Annotated in this window: 21 protein-coding genes and 1 tRNA gene; 7 read left to right on the forward strand and 15 right to left on the reverse strand. The window is 65.2% G+C overall.

The annotated features are described in order from the left end of the window. The 3 genes from Y705_RS17625 to pdhA form a co-directional block, all read right to left on the reverse strand. The coding region (locus Y705_RS17625; RefSeq protein WP_343212719.1) for a biotin/lipoyl-containing protein at positions 1-452 on the reverse strand (452 nt) is incomplete at its 3' end. Positions 453-460: 8 nt separating this feature from the next. Beyond that, positions 461-1468, reverse strand: a complete 1008-nt coding sequence (locus Y705_RS0105220; RefSeq protein WP_026532085.1) for an alpha-ketoacid dehydrogenase subunit beta — start codon at positions 1466-1468, stop codon at positions 461-463. After that, positions 1468-2613 carry a pyruvate dehydrogenase (acetyl-transferring) E1 component subunit alpha gene (pdhA, locus tag Y705_RS17630; protein ID WP_444826161.1) on the reverse strand — a complete coding sequence of 382 codons (1146 nt, stop codon included), beginning with the start codon at positions 2611-2613 and terminating at the stop codon, positions 1468-1470. Before pdhA ends, Y705_RS0105220 begins: the two co-directional genes overlap by 1 nt. 192 nt (positions 2614-2805) lie before the next feature. On the opposite strand from pdhA, the gene Y705_RS0105230 reads away from it, so the two are divergent. Beyond that, positions 2806-3282 (forward strand): Lrp/AsnC family transcriptional regulator, encoded by a 477-nt coding sequence (locus Y705_RS0105230; protein WP_026532086.1) that lies wholly within the window; start codon positions 2806-2808, stop codon positions 3280-3282. A gap of 229 nt (positions 3283-3511) precedes the next feature. On the opposite strand, the gene Y705_RS0105235 is transcribed toward Y705_RS0105230, so the two are convergent. Together Y705_RS0105235 and Y705_RS0105240 are read right to left on the reverse strand one after the other, a co-directional pair. Continuing rightward, positions 3512-5113 (reverse strand): solute symporter family protein, encoded by a 1602-nt coding sequence (locus Y705_RS0105235; RefSeq protein ID WP_049822333.1) that lies wholly within the window; start codon positions 5111-5113, stop codon positions 3512-3514. 32 nt (positions 5114-5145) lie between these two features. Then, on the reverse strand, positions 5146-5529 hold the full coding sequence (locus tag Y705_RS0105240; protein WP_026532088.1) for a DUF485 domain-containing protein: 384 nt from the start codon (positions 5527-5529) through the stop codon (positions 5146-5148). A 203-nt stretch (positions 5530-5732) separates the two neighbouring features. Between Y705_RS0105240 and Y705_RS23390 the strand changes: the two genes are divergently transcribed. The 5 genes from Y705_RS23390 (at position 5733) to Y705_RS0105265 (ending at position 9896) form a co-directional block, all read left to right on the forward strand. Beyond that, entirely contained in the window at positions 5733-5858 is a 126-nt protein-coding gene (locus Y705_RS23390; RefSeq protein WP_275450799.1) for a hypothetical protein, read from the forward strand. Between the two features lie 101 nt (positions 5859-5959). After that, entirely contained in the window at positions 5960-7147 is a 1188-nt protein-coding gene (locus tag Y705_RS0105250) for a sensor histidine kinase (RefSeq protein WP_026532089.1), read from the forward strand. Positions 7148-7166: 19 nt separating this feature from the next. Further along, the gene (locus tag Y705_RS0105255) at positions 7167-7886 is read left to right on the forward strand and encodes a LytR/AlgR family response regulator transcription factor (protein ID WP_026532090.1); all 720 of its coding nucleotides are present in this window, start codon (positions 7167-7169) and stop codon (positions 7884-7886) included. 221 nt (positions 7887-8107) lie between these two features. Next, positions 8108-8404, forward strand: a complete 297-nt coding sequence (locus tag Y705_RS0105260; protein WP_253908495.1) for a DUF485 domain-containing protein — start codon at positions 8108-8110, stop codon at positions 8402-8404. 25 nt (positions 8405-8429) lie between these two features. Continuing rightward, entirely contained in the window at positions 8430-9896 is a 1467-nt protein-coding gene (locus Y705_RS0105265) for a sodium/solute symporter (protein WP_026532092.1), read from the forward strand. A gap of 163 nt (positions 9897-10059) precedes the next feature. Here the strand turns inward: Y705_RS0105265 and Y705_RS0105270 are convergent, their stop codons facing one another. The 7 genes from Y705_RS0105270 to Y705_RS21740 all read right to left on the reverse strand — a co-directional run bounded on the left by Y705_RS0105270 (position 10060) and on the right by Y705_RS21740 (position 15633). After that, positions 10060-10635, reverse strand: coding sequence for a DivIVA domain-containing protein (locus Y705_RS0105270; protein WP_026532093.1), 576 nt, complete (start codon positions 10633-10635; stop codon positions 10060-10062). Between the two features lie 61 nt (positions 10636-10696). Continuing rightward, positions 10697-11599, reverse strand: a complete 903-nt coding sequence (locus Y705_RS17635) for a phosphatidate cytidylyltransferase (RefSeq protein ID WP_081737811.1) — start codon at positions 11597-11599, stop codon at positions 10697-10699. A gap of 64 nt (positions 11600-11663) precedes the next feature. Next, positions 11664-12221, reverse strand: coding sequence for a ribosome recycling factor (gene frr, locus Y705_RS0105280; RefSeq protein WP_026532094.1), 558 nt, complete (start codon positions 12219-12221; stop codon positions 11664-11666). A 111-nt stretch (positions 12222-12332) separates the two neighbouring features. Further along, on the reverse strand, positions 12333-13073 hold the full coding sequence (gene pyrH / locus Y705_RS0105285) for a UMP kinase (protein WP_026532095.1): 741 nt from the start codon (positions 13071-13073) through the stop codon (positions 12333-12335). 147 nt (positions 13074-13220) lie between these two features. Beyond that, the gene (gene tsf, locus Y705_RS0105290) at positions 13221-14057 is read right to left on the reverse strand and encodes a translation elongation factor Ts (protein ID WP_026532096.1); all 837 of its coding nucleotides are present in this window, start codon (positions 14055-14057) and stop codon (positions 13221-13223) included. A 126-nt stretch (positions 14058-14183) separates the two neighbouring features. Beyond that, positions 14184-15167: a 30S ribosomal protein S2 gene (gene rpsB / locus Y705_RS0105295; RefSeq protein WP_026532097.1), complete on the reverse strand. Its 984-nt coding sequence runs from the start codon at positions 15165-15167 to the stop codon at positions 14184-14186. A gap of 280 nt (positions 15168-15447) precedes the next feature. Continuing rightward, a complete protein-coding gene (locus Y705_RS21740) occupies positions 15448-15633 on the reverse strand; it encodes a hypothetical protein (protein ID WP_155849934.1) in 186 nt (61 codons plus the stop codon). Between the two features lie 15 nt (positions 15634-15648). Between Y705_RS21740 and Y705_RS0105300 the strand changes: the two genes are divergently transcribed. Continuing rightward, positions 15649-16230, forward strand: coding sequence for a murein hydrolase activator EnvC family protein (locus tag Y705_RS0105300; protein WP_049822334.1), 582 nt, complete (start codon positions 15649-15651; stop codon positions 16228-16230). A gap of 121 nt (positions 16231-16351) precedes the next feature. Here Y705_RS0105300 and Y705_RS0105305 read toward each other — a convergent pair whose 3' ends face one another. The 3 genes from Y705_RS0105305 to Y705_RS17640 all read right to left on the reverse strand — a co-directional run. Continuing rightward, positions 16352-17542, reverse strand: coding sequence for an acyl-CoA dehydrogenase family protein (locus Y705_RS0105305; protein WP_026532099.1), 1191 nt, complete (start codon positions 17540-17542; stop codon positions 16352-16354). A gap of 209 nt (positions 17543-17751) precedes the next feature. Next, a tRNA-Ile gene (locus Y705_RS0105310) sits at positions 17752-17825 on the reverse strand. An 83-nt stretch (positions 17826-17908) separates the two neighbouring features. Next, positions 17909-18942, reverse strand: a 1034-nt coding sequence (locus Y705_RS17640) for a glycosyltransferase (RefSeq protein WP_049822316.1), incomplete at its 5' end; no start/stop codon positions are given.

The following is an 18942-nucleotide window of genomic DNA, read 5'->3' on the forward strand; positions in this document are numbered from 1 at the left end:
GGCACAGGAGCCGGTCGCCCGCCCTCCTGCTCCGCCGGCCACTCCGCCGACGCCGGCTGCACCACTGACGCCGGCCGCTCCACCGCGGGACTGCTGCTTTCCGGAGCGAACTCCCTCACCCTGCGCTGCGGCCTGCCGCCCTTCTCGACGGCTGCACCATAACCCACCAGGTTCGGTTCACGACGCTCGGGGGGATCGGCGGTTTCCCCGTCAGCCGGGATGTCGAAGGACACAATGGTGGACCCCACTTCCACCACCGTGCCCGGTTGCTCGTGAAGCCGTGCGATAACACCGGCATAGGGCGATGGCAGTTCCACCACGGCCTTGGCGGTTTCGACGTCGGCGATCACCTGGTTCAGTTCGACGGTGTCGCCGACAGCCACATGCCAGCTGACGATCTCCGACTCGGTGAGGCCCTCGCCGAGGTCGGGAAGGCGGAACTCCTTGATCATGCCCGGCACTACCTTTCAAGTCCGCTCAGTGAGTTGCGCCGGCCCAGCGCGCGGTCCACGCCGTCGAGGATCCGGTCGAGGTCGGGCAGATGGTGGAATTCGAGCTTCGAATACGGGTAGGGGATGTCGAACCCCGTCACGCGCACCGGCGCATGCTCAAGATGGTAGAAGCAGCGCTCGGTGATGCTCGCGGCGATCTCCGCGCCCAGCCCGCCGGACTGCGCAGCCTCATGCGTGATCACCAGGCGTCCGGTCTTCCGGACGGAGGCCTCCACTGTGGCGAAGTCGATCGGCGCGAGTGAGCGCAGGTCGATGACTTCCACCGAGACGCCGTCGTCGGACGCCGCGATCGCCGCGTCCCGCGCCGTCGGCACCAGGGGTCCATAGGTGACCAGCGTGACATCGCTCCCCTCGGTCACCACGCGGGCCGCACCCATGTCCGACGACGACGGGTCCACGCCCTCGTCCACCTCGCCCTTGGTGTGGTAGCGGCGCTTCGGCTCGAAGTACAGCACCGGATCATCGCTCGCAATGGCCTGCTGGATCACGGTGTAGGCATCCTGCGGATTCGAGACACTGACCACCCGGAGTCCCGACGTGTGGGTGAAGTAGGCCTCCGGTGATTCCGAGTGGTGCTCGGGGGACCCGATGCCGCCCCCGAAGGGCACCCGGATGGTGATGGGCATCTTGACGGCACCCTGCGTGCGGTAGTGGATCTTCGCGACCTGGCAGACTATCTGGTCGAAAGCCGGGTAGATGAAGCCGTCGAACTGGATCTCGACCACGGGACGATAGCCCCGGTACGCCATGCCCACTGCGGTGCCCATGATGCCGGCTTCCGCCAGGGGGCTGTCGAGCACTCGGTGCGGACCGAAGTCCTTCTGGAGTCCGTCGGTGATCCGGAAGACACCTCCCAGCTTCCCGATGTCCTCCCCCATCAGGATGACCTTGGGATCGTTGTCCATGGCGCGGCGCAGCCCCGCGTTGATCGCGCGGCCGAAAGTCATCGTGGACATCAGGAGGCCCCTTCCGTGGTGGTTCCGTTGCCGAATGAGAGGAGGTACCGCTCATAGTGGTCCTGCTGCCGGTCGAGCCAGGAGTTCGGTGCGCTGTAGACATGTTGGAAGACATCGGTGGGCGCCGGCTCCGCCATGCCGAGGCACCCCGCCCGCAGCTCCGCGGCGACGCCGTCGGCCTTCGCCTTCACCGTGTCGGCGTAGGCGGCGTCCAGGAGGTCCATCGAATCGAGCAGCGCCGCGATCCGTGCCAGGGGATCCTTCGCCGCCCAGTCCTCGAGCTCGTTCGGATCCCGGTAGCGGGACGGATCGTCGGCTGTGGTGTGCGGACCCATCCGGTAGGTGACGGCCTCGATGAAGGTGGGCCCCCCACCCGAGCGCGCCCGGATCAGTGCTTCACGGGTGACGGCGAGGCACGCCAGGACGTCGTTGCCGTCCACCCTGACGGAAGGGATGCCGAAGCCGGGGGCCCGATTGGCGATGGGAACGTGGGCCTGGAGGCCCACCGGCTCGGAGATAGCCCAGTGGTTGTTCTGGCAGAAGAACACCACAGGGGCCTGGTAACTGGCGGCGAAGACCAGGGCTTCATTAACATCGCCCTGGCTCGTGGCCCCGTCACCGAAGTAGGTGACGGCCACCGAATCGGCGCCGTCGTTCAGGATGCCCATCGCATAGCCGGTCGCATGCAGCGTCTGGGCTCCGATGATCACCTGGGGTGTGGCCATGTTGATGGCATAGGGGTCCCAGCCCGACGACGCATTGCCCCGCCATACCCGGAGCAGATCGGTGAGGTCCACTCCTCTGCAATACGCCACCGCATTCTCGCGGTAGCTCGAGAAAACGAAATCGTCCTGGCGCAGCGCCCGGCCGGAACCGATCTGCGCGGCTTCCTGACCGAGGAGCGGCGGCCACAGGGCCAACTCGCCCTGACGCTGCAGGGCGGTGGCCTCGGCATCGATGCGCCGCACCACCACCATGTCCTCATACAGCGCCTGCAGTGCCGCGCCGTCGATGTCGGCCACCAGGGGATCGTAATGGGGGTTCGGGTGCCGGGTTCCCAGGGCGTCGATGAGCTGGATCAGATCGGTGCCGTCTACACTGTCCGCGGCGCCCTGCCGGGCACTGGTATCACTCGTTTCACTCAGGGCCACAATCGCACGCACCTTCCACTGCAGCTTCTCTTCCGGCCAGCACGACGCGTCCGGAAAGAACGTCAGGCACCTTTACCTGAAGTTAGTGTGACCCTACTCACAGAAGACAGTCAGCACAACCGTTTCTTCATTCACTGAGCAATATGCCCTATTTCGCGGGTCCAGCCCGTGCTAACGTTGTGCAGTATGCAACCCCTCGACGGCACTGACACCCGCCTGCTTCTGGCCCTGGCCAAAGACCCGCGGCGGACGGTGGTCGCCCTTGCCGAGAAGCTCGGGCTTTCCCGCAACACAGTGCAGGCGCGCATGGCGCAGCTCGAGAAGAAGTCGGTGTTCCTCTCCTTCGAGCGGCGGATCAACACGGCATCACTCGGTTATCCCCTGACGGCCTTCATCCACGTGCATGTCCAGCAGCAGAAACTCGCTGCCATCACGCAGAACATCAGCGAGATCCCGGAAGTCATCGAAGCTTTCGGCATCACCGGCCAGGCCGACATCCTGGTGCGCGTGGTGTCTGCGGACGCTGAGGACCTCTTCCGGATCAATGGAAAAATCCTTGCCTGCGACGGCGTGGAACGGTGCGACACCTCCCTTGCCATGGGCGAACTGGTCCCCTTCCGTGTGGAGCCGTTGCTGGCCCGGGGTCCCCGCCCGGCGTTGTGAAGCGCAGTGCAGCCGAGCGCGGAGCGCAGTGCCGCCAGGCGTCAAGGAGGCGGTACAGCGTTACGGCCGCGCGCCGCACGCGGTGTGTCGCTACGGCCGTTCTCTGCTCGACCGGAGAGCTGCTCCGCAGAAGACAGTTCCGCAACAGTCATGCTGCAACAGCGAATAGCCCGGCCCCCGAAGTCGGGAGCCGGGCTATTCGTGCTGCAGTGTGCCTGAAGTACGCGGCCTAGTGGTCGGTGGCCTTCTCGGCACCGACTCCGGTCAGCGACCGCACTTCCATCTCTGCCTGCTTCATCGGGTCCTCGGTGGTCTTCGACAGAACGGTGCCGAGCCAGCCGAGGAAGAAGGCCAACGGAATCGATACGATACCGGGGTTGGCGAGCGGGAAGATCGAGAAATCCGCGCCCTGGATCATCGATTTCTCGCCGCCGGACACCACCGGTGAAAGCGCGATGAGCAGGATCGCCGAGCCGAGTCCCCCGTACATGCTCCACACGGCGCCCTGGGTGTTGAACTTCTTCCAGAACAGTGAGTAGAGGATGGTGGGCAGGTTGGCACTGGCCGCAACGGCGAACGCAAGCGCCACCAGGAAGGCAACGTTCTGCCCCTGCGCACCGATGCCGCCGAGGATCGACAGCAGGCCGATCACGACGACGGTGCGGCGCGCGACCTTGACCTCGCCGTCGGGGTCCACCTTGCCGCGGCGGATGACATTGGCGTAGATGTCGTGGGCGAAGGATGCGGCAGCCGTGATGGTCAGACCCGCCACCACCGCGAGGATGGTCGCGAAGGCAACTGCCGAGATCAGTCCGAGGAGCAGCGAACCACCCAGTTCAAAGGCGAGTAGCGGTGCTGCGGAGTTGACGCCGCCCGGAGCCGCAGCGATGCGGTCTGCACCGATCAGCGCGCTGGCACCGTAACCAAGAACCAGGGTGAAGAGGTAGAACGCGCCGATGAGCCAGATGGCCCATACAACTGAACGCCGTGCTTCCTTCGCCGTGGGAACCGTGTAGAAGCGCATGAGTACGTGCGGGAGGGCGGCGGTTCCGAGGACCAGCGCGAGGGCGAGGGACAGGAAGTCGAGCCTCGTGATGGCATTGACGCCGTACTGCAGGCCAGGGCTGGTGATGGCTGCGTTACCGGAGGTTTCGATTGCGGCCCCCAGCAGGGTGGAGAGATTGAAGTTGTGAAGAGCCAGCACCCAGATGGTCATGATGAAGGCGCCGGCAATGAGCAGGCAGGCCTTGATGATCTGCACCCAGGTGGTGCCCTTCATTCCGCCGATGAGTACGTACATGATCATCAGCACGCCCACCACCGTAATCACGACGGACTGACCTACGCGGTCATTGATGCCGAGCAGGAGCGAGACGAGTCCGCCCGCACCGGCCATCTGCGCAAGAAGGTAGAAGAAGCAGACGGCAAGCGTGGTGATGGCGGCCGCGATCCGCACTGGACGCTGCTTCAGGCGGAAGGAGAGTACATCCGCCATCGTGAACTTACCGGTGTTCCTCAGGAGTTCGGCGACCAGCAGGAGGGCTACCAGCCAGGCCACCAGGAACCCGATGGAGTAGAGGAAGCCGTCGTAGCCGTTGATGGCGATCGCGCCGACGATTCCGAGGAAGGAAGCCGCCGAAAGATAATCGCCGGCAATTGCCGTGCCGTTCTGCGGTCCGGTGAAGGAGCGCCCCGCGGCGTAGTAGTCGGCTGCCGTCTTGTTGTTGCGGCTTGCCCGAAGCACGATCACCAGCGTGATCGCCACGAACAGGCCGAAGATGGTGATGTTCAGCCACGGCTCGCCCACCTGGGTCGACTCGGCGGTCTGCATCGGCAGACGGATGCCCGCACTTACTGTATTGATCATTTCTTCCCGCCTGTTGGATCACTGAAAGCTTCGGGGGCTGCTTCTTCGAGTTCATGCCGGATGTTCGCCGCGATCGGGTCGAGCCGCTTGTTGGCATAGCTGACGTACCACATGGTGATACCGAAGGTGCTGACGAACTGCAGCAGACCCAGGATGATCCCGATATTGATGTTGCCCCACACGGGCGTGGCCATGAACTCATGCGCGTAATCGGCAAGGAGCACGTAGGCGAAGTACCAGAGCAGGAAAACCACTGCCATGGGAAACACGAAGCTCCGGTGGCGCTTGCGCAGCTCCTGGAACTGCTCGGTCTGCTGGACTTCCGTGAAGTCCACGGCCTCTGGTGATCCAGCAGCCGGTTCAACTGGGTGCGAACCCATTGTTCCTCCTCCAATTAGGGCCATCACCCTCACCGCAGCCGGCTTTCGTCGCCAGGCAGGTGTCGGCACGTTGGTGTGACTCCCATCACTGTGCTGCTTCAGGGGCGCGTTTCCCAGTTCCGCCGCAGGGCGGATCGCCGAATGCGTCCCGAAGTGCGGTGAACGGTAGCGGCGTGCGGTGAACGGGGCGGCACTCGATGCCCGTGACGAACTGCAGGGCATTCCTCCCGGGCGACGACGGCACTCCGGACATGCAGCCCCGGCACCCGATGCCGGTCACGAACAGCGAGGCATTCCTCCCGGGCGACGACGGCACTCCGGACATGTAGCCCCTGCACATGCAGCCTCGGCGCCCGGCAGGATCGCCCTTCGCGATCCGTTCCGAGCCGTGCCGGCCTGCGGTCCCGCGCCCGGCCGCTAGTCTTGGGGCATGTTCAGCGCCGCCGTCGATACCGCCCTGGTCTGCGCCGTCGTCGTCATCACCATCGCCGTCGTTGCCGCCCTCGGGTTCCGCTTGTCACGCTCCTCGCGTGACCTCGGCTCGGACGCCGACCGCGCCACCTATGCCACGCTCCACACCGCGGCGCTTGCTTCCGAACATCTGAGGGAGGGTCTTACTGCGTCCGGCGCCGCAAAGGCCAGCCGTCATCTGCGGGGCCTGCTGCGATGCGACACGCTGGTCATGACCGACGACGCCGCCGTACTCGCCTCCGACGGGAACCGCTCCCTGCCGCCCACCGTCATGCTGCTGATCCAGCGGGTGCTGGACAGCGGACGCACCCAGATTTTCCGCAGCGCACAGCTCGACGAGGCGGGCGTTCCCGGCGGCGGCGAGCTCGTCGTCGCTCCGGTGCGCGTGGACCAGCGCATCATCGGGACGGTCGGTGCTTTTGCTCCGGACGTCAACGCCGGCCTGGTCCGGGCCACCAACGAACTTGCCGGCTGGGTGTCCACCCAGGTGGAACTGGCCGAGCTCGCCTCATCAAGGCGCCTCCTCGCCGAAGCCGAGGTTCGTGCCCTGCGCGCACAGATCAGCCCGCACTTCATCTACAACTCGCTGAACGCCATCGCCTCGTTCATCAACACCGACCCCGCGCGGGCCCGGGAACTCGTTGTCGAATTCGCCGACTTCACGCGCTACTCGTTCCGCAGGCACGGCGACTTCACCACCGTTGCCGAGGAACTGAAGAGCATCGACCGCTACCTGCTGCTCGAGCGGGCCCGCTTCGGCGAGCGGCTCAAGGTGAAACTCGAGATCGGCCCCGAAGTGCTGAGTACGGTGATCCCGTTCCTCAGCCTCCAGCCCCTGGTCGAGAACGCGGTGCGCCACGGGCTCGATTCGACGGACGGCACCGGGCACATCACGATCACCGCGCATGACGCCGGCGCCTTCGCCGAGGTGACCATCGAGGACGACGGCGTCGGCATCGACCCCGACCACCTCCGCCTGGTGCTGGCGGGCCATACCGAGGGCGTCCATGTGGGCCTGCGGAACGTCGATTCGCGATTGCGCCAGGTCTACGGCGACGACCACGGGCTGATCATCGACACAGCGCCCGGGGCCGGAACGCTGATCACCATGCGGGTGCCCAAGTCGCAGCCGGATCACCAGGCCTGAGGGACGTAACCTAGTAACCATGGTCAATGTTGTCATCGCCGATGATGAGCTCCCCGCAGTGGAGGAACTGGCTTTCCTGCTCTCCCGGGATCCCCGGATCCGAACCATCCACCGTGCCTCGAGCGGTGCTGAAGCATTGCGGGCGCTCGAGATGCATGACGTCGACGCCCTGTTCCTCGATATCCACATGCCGTCCCTTTCCGGTCTTGACATCGCCCGGGTAATCTCACGCTTCAGCCGGCCACCCGCCGTCGTCTTCGTCACCGCCGATGAGGACCGCGCGCTGGAGGCATTCGAGCTGCGGGCGGTGGACTACCTCCTCAAACCGGTGCGGGTGGAGCGGCTCGCCGAATCCGTGCGGCGCATCTGTGAGCTGATGGAGGGTGTCACCGCCGCTCCGGAGGTCATCACCGTGGACCAGGGTGGTATCAGCCGAATGATCCGCCGCGACGAGATCCGCTACGTCCAGGCCCAGGGTGATTACGCACGGCTCCATACCGCGGAGGCGAGCTACCTGATCCGTATCCCACTCAACGACCTCGAACGCCAGTGGGCCGACGCCGGATTCCTCCGCACCCACCGCTCCTACCTCGTCGCCATGGACCAGGTCCGGCAGGTCCGCATCAGTGCCGGCCGGGCCAGCCTGCTGGTGGGCGACGCAGAACTGCCCGTCAGCCGCCGACACCTTCCCGACGTCCGGGAAAAGCTCGAAGCCACCCGCCTCCGGCCCGGCCAGTAAGGGCGCGGATGTGCCTTCCAGGGGAGTTTCCGAGCCCGAAGTCCACGCCGAGATTTGTCCGACGTAACCCGGCCGACGGCGCGTCGGATGCCCCGCCAACTCCTCTGTCGGATGACGGGACGGATGATCGGACAAATCCCACGCCGGACACTCCACCCCCGCGCGTCCGCGTCACCGCTCCGCGCACCAGCGCGCGGCCCAGCAGCAGCTCCTACCCCGTGATGAGGGAAGTAGCAGAGGAATCCGAGGTGGGCCAGCTCTTCGTCACCTCGCTGATCCGGTCCCAGCTGCGCCTTGCCCTCGTGGTCGCGGGCGGGTTCCTCATCATCCTCATCGGCATCCCGGTGCTGTTGACCCTCTTTCCCTCGATCAGCGGAGTGACGGTGTTCACCGTTCCCGTGCCGTGGCTCCTGCTGGGGTTCTGCATCTATCCACTGGTGATCGGCTGTGCAGCTCTCTATGTCCGCAGCGCCTCGCGCAACGAGAAGCGTTTCCAGGACCTGATCGATGAATTCTGAGCTCCTCCCGTCGAGCGGTATCGGCATGAACCCCGTGGTGGGCTATGCGGCCCTGGTGCTGGTGGCGCTGAGCACGGTACTGATCGGGATCTACGGACTTCGTATCTCACGCACCACGGGGGACTTCTACGTCGCTTCCCGTACCGTACGGCCCTGGTGGAACGCTTCCGCCATCGGCGGTGAGTACCTATCGGCTGCAAGCTTCCTCGGCGTGGCCGGTCTGATCCTCATTTCCGGAGTCGACGCACTCTGGTTCCCGATCGGCTATACGGCCGGCTACCTGATGCTGCTATTGTTCGTCGCTGCTCCCCTGCGCCGCTCCGGGGCCTACACCATCCCCGACTTCGCCCAGGCGCGGCTCGATTCGCTGCTGGTGCGTCGCGTCACGAGTCTGCTGGTGATCGTGGTGGGATGGCTGTACATCGTTCCGCAGCTGCACGGCGCGGCCCTCACGGTCCGGATCACCACGGGCCTACCCTCCTGGGTTGGGCCGGTCGCCGTCGTCGTGGTGGTGGCCCTCAGCGTGGTGACCGGTGGAATGCGGTCCATCACCTTCGTCCAGGCGTTCCAGTACTGGCTCAAGCTCACGGCTCTCGCGGTTCCGCTGGTGTTCATCCTCCTGCGTCTCGGATCGACCGGCATGCCCCTCACCGCGCAGGGCGCCGCGTTCACCGCTGACTTGGACATCACGGGCCAGGCATCCCTCTACAGCACCATCTCCCTGGTGATCGCCCTGCTGTTCGGGACGCTGGGCCTGCCCCACATCCTCGTGAGGTTCTATACGAATCCCGACGGTGCGTCCGCCCGGCGCACCACGCTGATCGTGTTGGGGCTGCTCTCGGTGTTCTATCTCCTCCCCACTGCGTACGGCATCCTGGGCCGGATCTACACCCCTGAACTCGCCACGGGCGGCGGCGCGGACTCCACGGTGCTCCTGCTGCCCGGCCGGATCTTCGACGGCGTCGCCGGGGATCTGCTCTCGGCCCTGGTGACGGCAGGAGCGTTTGCCGCCTTTCTGTCGACGACAAGCGGACTGGTGGTCTCCCTGGCCGGCGTGGTGAGCCAGGAATTCTTCTCCGGGAGTGTTCGGGGGTTCCGTCGTGCGGCGGTTATTTCTGCAGCGATTCCCCTGGTGTTCGCGCTGCTGACCGACACTCAGGCCCTGGCGGGGAGCGTGGGGTCCGTCTTCGCCTTCACCGCCTCGACGATCTGCCCGCTCCTGCTGCTCGGCATCTGGTGGACCGGGCTCACCGACGTCGGCGCGGTGGCGGGCATGCTGACCGGGGCAGTGCTGTGCGGCGGGGCGATCCTCTCCGCTGCACTTCTCGGGTCCGAAGCGGCAGCGGAATTCGCCTGGCTGCAGCAACCGGCGCTCTGGACGGTCCCTGCCGCGTTCCTGGTGACCGTCCTCGCCTCGAAGGCCACCCGGAACCGCAGGCCCCCGGGTACGTCCCGCGTCCTTGCGCGGCTGCACAGTCCGGAGACGCCGTAAGCGCGCCAGTCGGTAGTCCGTCCAGCGGGCAACGAGCCCGCCGCACAGACCCGGCTGCACAGACTTGTCCTGCAGACCCCGCCGCACAGACCCGGCTGCGCAAGCCCGCCGCGCAGATTCGGCTACACTAACCCGGCCACACCGACCCCGCCGCCGTGGGCCGCTAGTCGATCGCCGCCATCAGCTCGATCACCCGGTCGAGGAAAGCATCGACCTGCGCTTCCTCGTATCCTTCTGCACCGACAGTTTCGCGGAAAACTGCACGACGCACCACGTCGACGCTCAGCGGCAGGGAGTTTTCGAGATAGCCGAGGAGCGTGCCGCAGAGGGCGTCGACGTCCTCCACGTTGTAACCCGGCGTCTTTCTGCCCGCCGGACGACGGAACCGCTCCCCGGGGGCTCGGTTCAGGCGGCCTTTGAGTACTGCCGCCCGGCGGCCGATCTGCCGAAGCCAGGCATCCTGTCCCTTCGACTCGATCAGGTCATCCCGCTCGCGGACGGCGAAGGCGTCCTCCAGGCGGTCCAGCGCCGCGTCGACGGCTCGCGGCTCGTAACCTCCCCTGGCCGGGGCGAAGATCGTGGAGCGGACCGCCGTGCTCGTGACGGAGTCGCCCTCCGAACGCTCGAGCTGGTGGTTCTGCCCCGCGCGAGCCAGGAAGCGGTCCACCTGGCGAATGTTGTAGCCGTACGCGTGGCGTGCAACACGGGCGAAGGGGGCGCCCTGACGAGCAGAATCCATGATGTGTCCTTTGGCTGAGACCGGACTGCCGGGATCCGGGATCGGGAGGTACGCCCGGCGGTTACAGCAGACCCGGAACCAATGTAGCTGACAGGAGGTACGCCATCGGTGAGGCGAACACGATCGAGTCGAGCCTGTCCATGACGCCCCCGTGGCCAGGGAGGATCGTTCCCATGTCCTTCACCCCGAGCTCCCGCTTGATCATCGACTCGGCGAGGTCTCCGGCCGTTGCCGCGGCCACTGTCGCGACAGCTAGGAGCAGCCCCACCCACACGGGCTCACCCAGCAGGAAGACCGAACAAAGCACACCCACGAGGACTGCCCCGCCGATGGATCCGCCGAAGCCCTCCCACGACTTCTTCGGACTGATCTTCGGAGCCATGGCGTGCTTCCCGAAAGTGGCCCCGACGATGTAACCGAACGTGTCGTTGGCGACTACCAGGAGAAGCAGCGTCGCGATGACGAGCTGACCGCCGTCGGCTCTCACCAGCAGCATGGCGAAACTGAGCAGGAAGGGAACCCACAGCAGTGTGAAGGTACCCGCCATGATGCTGCGCGTCGCGTCGGGCGCCGGGTCGAGGCATCGCCACACCAGGAGCGCGAACATCGACGCCACTGACGCAAAGGCCAGGCTTTCCGCTCCTCCGAAGTAGGCAGCGAGTGGCATGGCGATGCTTGAGGCGAGGGACGGTGCCAGCGGAACGCGGATGCGCCGCACCTCGAGGGCACGGGAGGTTTCCCAGACACCGACAGCACCGAGCACGGCAACGGTGAACACGAACGCGACGGGCAGGAACAGGAGGCCGGCGAGCACCGGGATCAACAGGGCAGCGCCCACGCCGATCGCCGCCGGAAGATTACGGCCGGCCCGGGACTGCTGCCCGGAAGTTCTGGTCTTCGTGCGCGGAAAGAGGAAAAATCCTCGCTTTTGCGGTCGTCCTGCGCGGACGGCCCGCCGACTCACCGGACACCACCCCCGCCGCTACCCGGGAGTGCGCCCGTGCGCTCGGGAGGCTTGAGGTGGGTCATCAGACTTCGAGGAGCTCGGTTTCCTTGCGCTTCAGCAGCTCATCGATGGTGTCGGTGTGCGACTTGGTGCGGGAGTCCAGTTCCTTCTCCGCCCGTGAGCCCTCGTCCTCGCCGGCATCGCCGTCCTTGACGGCCTTGTCGATGCCGTCCTTCGCTTTCCGCCGGATGTTGCGGATCGAGATCTTGGCATCCTCTGCTTTGGTGCGCACGAGCTTGACATACTCCTTGCGCCGCTCCTGCGTCAGTTCGGGAAGCACCACCCGGATCACGTTGCCGTCGTTGGAAGGGTTCGCGCCCAGGTCCGAGTCGCGCAGCGCGCGTTCAATGTCATTGAGCGAGGACCTGTCGAACGGCGTGATCAGCAGCGTGCGCGCCTCGGGGTTCTGGAAGGAGGCCAGTTGCTGCAGGGGCGTCGGCGAGCCGTAATACAACACCGTGATCTTGGAGAACATCGCAGCATTCGCACGTCCGGTGCGGACCGTCGCGAAATCGTCCTTTGCCACGTCCACGGCCTTGTCCATCTTTTCACTGGCCTCTAGCAATGTCTCTTCGATCACGACGTCTCCTTTGCTCTGCGTTCAGTTGCACGGCAACCGGTCCGGTTTTCAATCCTAGTTCACACGCCCCGCTACGCGGCCCACAACCCATCGGGCCGACCGGCGGAAGTGCTATGTGGTCACTACTGTTCCGAGTGCCTCACCGCGGATGGCGCGGGTCACGTTCCCCTCGCCCTCCATGCCGAAGACCACCATGGTCAGGTTGTTGTCCTTGCACATGGTCATCGCCGTCTGATCCATGACCCGGATGTCCCGCCGCAGTGCCTCGTCGTAGGAAAGGGTGTCGAGCTTCCTGGCTGTGGGATCCTTGTGGGGATCGGCTGTGTAGACACCATCCACGCCGCTCTTCGCCATCAGTACCTCGTCGGCATGGACCTCGAGCGCGCGCTGGGCCGCAACGGTGTCGGTGGAGAAGTAGGGCAATCCCGCACCGGCACCGAATATGACCACGCGGCCCTTCTCGAGGTGACGGATGGCCCTCCGCGGAATGTAGGCCTCGGCGACCTGTCCCATGGTGATGGCACTCTGGACCCGTGTCTCCACCCCCGCCTGCTCAAGGAAGTCCTGCAGCGCCAAACAGTTCATGACAGTACCGAGCATGCCCATGTAGTCAGCCCTCGACCGGTCCATGCCGCTCTGCGAGAGTTCCGCCCCCCGAAAGAAGTTTCCCCCGCCGACGACGATAGCAACCTCCACCTCGTCGATGGTGGCAGCGATCTGTTTGGCGACGGACCTCACCGTCTCGGGATCCACACCAAGTTTTCCGCCGCCGAAAACCTCACCGGAGAGCTTGAGCAGCACCCGCCGTCGGCCATTTGTCCCGCTGTGTGTCGCCGTTTCAAGGATGTTCATGGTGCCTCCCGGGCATCGAGCGGGTGAATCTTGACCTGCAAAAGAAAACCTGTAAAAGAATACGGTGCGCCCACCGGGCGCGAAAAAGGGTGGCCGCCTGTTGCGGCCACCCTCTCATCGGTTCAACGGCCTGTCGCCTCGAACTCGCTATGCTCCTACGCGGAAGCGGGCGAAGGCGGTTGCCTTGACCCCGGCTTCGCTGAGCACCTGGGCAACGGACTTCTTGGCATCCTTCGCGAAGGCCTGGTCCACCAGGACCCCCTCCTTGAAGAATCCGCTCAGGCGGCCTTCCACGATCTTGGTGAGGGCCTGCTCCGGCTTGCCCTCGGCGCGTGCCGTCTCGTCAGCGATACGCCGCTCCGACTCGACGAGCTCGGCAGGAACCTCATCGCGCGTCAGGTAGGTCGGCGAGTAGGCGGCAATATGGACGGCGACGTCGTGAGCAGCGACAGCGGCGGAGTCGCCCTCACCCTCGACGGCGAAGAGGACGCCGACCTGCGCGGGCAGGTCCTTCGACGTCTTGTGCATGTAGGCATCTACAATGTTGCCTTCGATGCGGGCAACGCGGCGGATGTCGACCTTCTCGCCGAGCAGCGCGCCGGCTTCGATGACGTGCTCCGAAACGGGCTTGCCGTCCAGGTCGGAAGCCAGGAGGGTCTCGACGTCGGCAGCGCCGGACTCGATCGCGGCTTTCAGCACTTTCTGGGAGAAGTCGATGAACGGTCCGGCCTTGGCGACGAAGTCAGTTTCGCAGTTGACCTCGACCATGACGCCGACATTACCCTCGACGCGCGCGGCGACGAGGCCCTCCGCCGTGGAGCGGCCTTCGCGCTTCGTGGCGCCCTTGAGTCCCTTGATTCGGATCAGCTCCATGGCTTTCTCGGCGTTGCCATCGGCCTCGTCGAGTGCCTTCTTCACGTCCATCATGCCGGCGCCGGTGCGCTCGCGGAGGGCTTTGATGTCAGCGGCAGTGTAGTTTGCCATACGAACTCCTAGGTTGGGATTGATCTGCTGAAGAAAGAGCGGAGCGCCGGCCCACCTTCACGAAGGAAGACCGGCGGAGCATGCGGAAGGGGCGCGGAATTACCCGCACCCCTTCCACAGCTGGAACTACTTGGTGTCGTCGGCTGCGGCTTCCGTGGCGGGAGCGACTGCTTCGGGGACTTCCTCGGCGATGGGAGCCTGCAGACCGGCAGGAGCCTCGTCGGCAGCGGGGGCAGCGTCAGCTGCGGGCTCGGGAGCGGCGACCTCAGCAGCTGCGGGGGCTTCTGCTGCAGGTGCTTCAACGGCGGGGGCTTCTGCTGCTTCAGCGGCAGGAGCCTCGGAGTTGCCCTGGAGAAGCTCGCGCTCCCATTCGGCCATGGGCTCATCGGCTGCTGCCGAATCGTTGTTGCCCGAGCGGTTGTGGCGTGCGATCAGGCCCTCGGCGACGGCGTCGGCGACAACGCGGGTCAGCAGGTCCACTGCACGGATGGCGTCGTCGTTGCCCGGGATCGGGAAGTCGACCTCGTCGGGATCGCAGTTGGTGTCGAGGATCGCGACAACGGGGATGTTGAGCTTCTTCGCCTCGTCGATGGCGAGGTGCTCCTTCTTGGTATCGACGATCCAGACCACGGACGGAGCCTTGGTCAGGTTGCGGATACCGCCGAGGTTGCTCTGGAGCTTGGTGAGCTCACGACGAAGGAGCAGGAGCTCCTTCTTGGTGTGGCCGGAGCCGGCGACGTCGTCGAAGTCGATCTCTTCGAGTTCCTTCATGCGCTGGATCCGCTTGGAAACAGTCTGGAAGTTGGTGAGCATGCCACCGAGCCAGCGCTGGTTTACGTAGGGCTGGCCCACGCGGGTGGCTTGGTCGGCGATAGCTTCCTGGGCCTGCTTCTTGGTACCCACGAAGAGTACGGTGCCGCCGTGGGCAACGGTGGCCTTGACGAACTCGTAGGCGCGGTCGATGTAGGATAGCGACTGCTGGAGGTCGATGATGTAGATGCCGTTGCGCTCGGTGAAGATGAAGCGCTTCATCTTCGGGTTCCAGCGGCGCGTCTGGTGGCCGAAGTGGACGCCGCTGTCGAGGAGCTGGCGCATTGTTACTACTGGCATGTTCTGCCTTTCTTTCAGCAGGGCTCCTGCGCGACTCAGCGCGCTGCCTCTGCTTGTTGACGGTTATCAGCGTTACACCCAGGGTGGGCGGAACTCCTGGTGCCTGTCCGTTGGACAACGCATCCGCCCTACCCGGCTTTCCCGGACCGTTGGACGAACACCCCGGCAGCTCCCTGAAGGAGGCGGGTCGCAGGCACGCGTAGTCAGCTTGACTCAAACCGACCCGGTGAGCCTTGCGGCTGGAGGGATGGGAATGCAGCAAACTGCTCTGCCCAGTGTACTACAGGGCGTAGGGGTGGATGACGTGCCGGCCGCTGATGTCCACATAGGAACAATGGCCTGCGTCCGAGCCGGCCGAATTGGGAAAAGTGGCGTCATGACGGGAAACCTCTTTCAGCGACTTCGCCTGCTGGTCAGGGTCAGCACCCACCTGGGGCAGCCGCACCTGCTGGGAGATGCTATCCATCCGAGGCAGCCGCGCATGCTACGGGTCGCCGTCCTCGTGACGGCACTTGCTTTCGGTGGCACCGCACAGCCCGCGATTTTGGGCGTCGACGAGGCCGGCGCACTTCCAGTGCCGTCCGTGGCCCTGTCCGCCACGCCGTTCACCACGTCGGGTTCCGGCTCGTTCGCTGCTCCCTGGTCCTGGCCGCTCGCCCCCGAACCGAGTGTCCTCAGGCATTTCCAACCCCCGCCCGAACGGTGGAACGCGGGCCACCGGGGCGTGGACCTCTCGGCCGCGCAGTCAGCTGGAGCCGGCACGGCAGCGCCGGTCCATAGTCCCGCCGACGGCGTCGTCTCCTTCGCCGGTACCGTGGTGAACCGCCCGGTGCTCTCGATCGACCACGGCGACGGCCTTGTCAGCAGTTTCGAGCCCGTTGCGACAACCCTGAGGAAAGGCGACCGGGTTGCCGCAGGGGACGCCGTCGGGACCATCGAGGGACCCGCCCACTGCCCGGTCCTGTGCGTTCACTGGGGCGTTCGTCTCCATGGAGAATATGTCGACCCGCTTGACTACGTCTCGGACCGCCGCCCTTCGGTCCTGCTTCCGCTCCGCCGCTGAAACACTCGGACGACCGGCGACCGGCACTTGGACGACCGACGACCGGCAGCCGGCAGCCGGCCCTCGGCGATTGGCGACCGACGACCGGCAGTTGGTGACCGGCAACCGACCTCGGCCTGACCTAGACGAAAGCCGAGATACCCGTGACTGCCCTGCCGGTCACGAGCGTGTTGATCTCCTGGGTGCCCTCATAGCTGTAGATGGCCTCAGCATCGGAGAAGATTTTCGCCATCTCGTAGTCAGTGACAATGCCATTGCCGCCAAGGATGTTGCGCCCGGCAGCAACACTTTCGCGCATCCGTGCCGTCGTGAACGCCTTCGCGAGGGCTGACTGCTCATCCTTGGCGGTTCCAGCGTCCTCGAGCTGGGCCAGGCGAACCATCATTCCCATCGAACTCATGGCGTTGCCCAGGATCTGCACGAGTTGCTGCTGCACGAGCTGGAAGGAGGCGATGGGCCTGCCGAACTGCTGGCGTTCCACCGCGTAGCGGCGGGCGACGTCGAAGGCCGCCAACTGCTGCCCCACCGCCTGCCAACCCACTGAGAGCCGCGTAACCTTCAGCACCTTGTTCGTATCGCGGAAGCTGTTGGCACCCTTGAGGTGGAAGTCATCGGCGACCACCACGTTCTCGAGGGTGATGTCGGCGTTCTCCACCGTGCGCAGGGCGATCTTGTGCTCGATCTTGGTGGCCGAGTATCCCGGCAGCGAGGTATCCACCAGGAAGCCCTTGACCTGGTTGTCCTCAACGTCGCGGGCGTAGATGATGATCCAATCCGAGAACGTGGCATTGCCGATCCACCGCTTTGCACCGTTCAGGATCCAGTTGGCGCCGTCGCGCCGGGCAGTGGTCCGCGTGCCGCCGGCAACATCGGATCCGCCGAGGGGCTCGGTCAGCCCGAATGCGCCGATTTTCCGGAACGAGTAGATGTCGGGCAACCACTCCTCCTGCTGCTCCTTCGAGGCAAGGGCCTCGATCGAACCCGTGAACAGGCCGTCATGGACGCCGATGAACGTGGCGATCGAGGTGTCCGCCCTGGTGAACTCGGCATGCATAATCCCCGCGAAAAGGTTCGAGTAGCCCTGCCGGTAGACGGGGCTCATCGAGTCGAGCTCCGCGAGACGGGGAATGAGGCTCTGGGGAAAGGAACCCTCGTTCCACCACGACACCGCGTTGGGCCGCACTTCCGCTGTCAGCCAGGCTCGCACCTCAGCGAGCCGCGAGCGCTCCTTGTCGGAAAGGAGTTCTTCGAACGAGAAGAAGTCGCCGTCCGCATAGGGCAGGTTGTCGAGGTCAATGGCTGGCTTGCTCATGAATAGTCCTTCACTCTGATCAGCGGCGACCAGTACTTCACCTGGCGCGGATTGGAGATTCTTGGGCACCCTGATGGCCGACACCCATGAGCAACATGTTACCCGTCGGTAACTTAGCCCGCCAGTGTAAAGGCCAGTGCAGAGTCGGGGAAAAGGAAGGCCCCGGAATCCCGAAGGTCGATCGTCCGGATTCCGGGGCTTCCCGGGGGTAGGGCTGCTGGGGCTTGAACCCAGGACAAACGGATTATGAGTCCGCTGCTCTAACCAGCTGAGCTACAGCCCCCTGCCGCAGCTGCGCCTGCCTCCGATGAGGCAGGACCGCCCGACTGCACGTTCAGTGTAGCCGTTGGCAAGGGCCGCGACGCGCTAGATCGCCGTGCCGACGGTCGGTTCCCCGTAGTACAGGGCCTCGAACGTGGCGAGTGAGGTGTTGATGTCGTGCTTCTCCGCCATGGCGCGGCTTGCCTTGCCCATACGCTCACGATCGGCGGAAGGGAGGCTGACCAGTTCCGTGATGCGGGACGCGAGCTGATCGCTGTTCCTGGGTGGGAAGAGGTAGCCGTTCTCGCCGTCGTCCACCAGATGCGGCAGCGCCATGGCGTCGGCCAGCAACACCGGGGTGTAGGCCGACATCGCCTCCAGGCTGACGAGCGACTGCAGTTCAGCCGTACCCGGCTGGCAGAACACGGTGGCCCGCAGGTAGGCGATCCGCAACTCCTCGTCGCTGGCAAGACCCAGGAATTTCACCCGTTCGCCGAGGCCCAGCCGCGCGGCCTGCGCCTGGAGGGCGGGCTTGACTTCTCCCCCACCCACGATCTCGCAGTGCACATCGAGTTCCACCGGTGTCTTCGCTATCGCGTCGATGAGGACGTCGATGTGCTTCTCCTCCGCGAGCCTGCCCACGAACAGCACCGTGGGATGCGGGTGAGGCTCGATCTCCTCGCCGGGCTTCAACTCGTATGCCGAGGAATCGATGCCATTGGACACGGGCAGGACCTTCCGGAGGAACGCGTGATCGTGCATCGCCTTCGCCGCGAGCGGCGTGGGCGTGGTCACCGCGTCCGCCTTCCCCATGACCCTGCCCATGTCCCGCCACGAGTTCTTCGCGACGATCTCCTTGAACCATGCAGGGAAGGGGAGGAACGGGTTGAGGTTCTCGGGCATGAAGTGATTCGTCGCCACCACGCGGATGCCGCGCTTCACAGCCTCATACAGTGTGTACTCCCCCACCATGTAGTGGCACTGAATATGCACCACGTCCGGCTGGATCCGGTCGAACAGCATGCTCACGTCGCGCCGGATCTCCCACGGCAGGCAGATCCGCCAGTACTCATGGGTCGGTGTGCTGTGGGAGCGCAGGCGGTGAACGGTCCACTCACCGCCTGGTTCGGTGTGGCTCC

The organism is Arthrobacter sp. H41, from assembly GCF_000520535.1.
Lineage (GTDB): Bacteria > Actinomycetota > Actinomycetes > Actinomycetales > Micrococcaceae > Arthrobacter_D.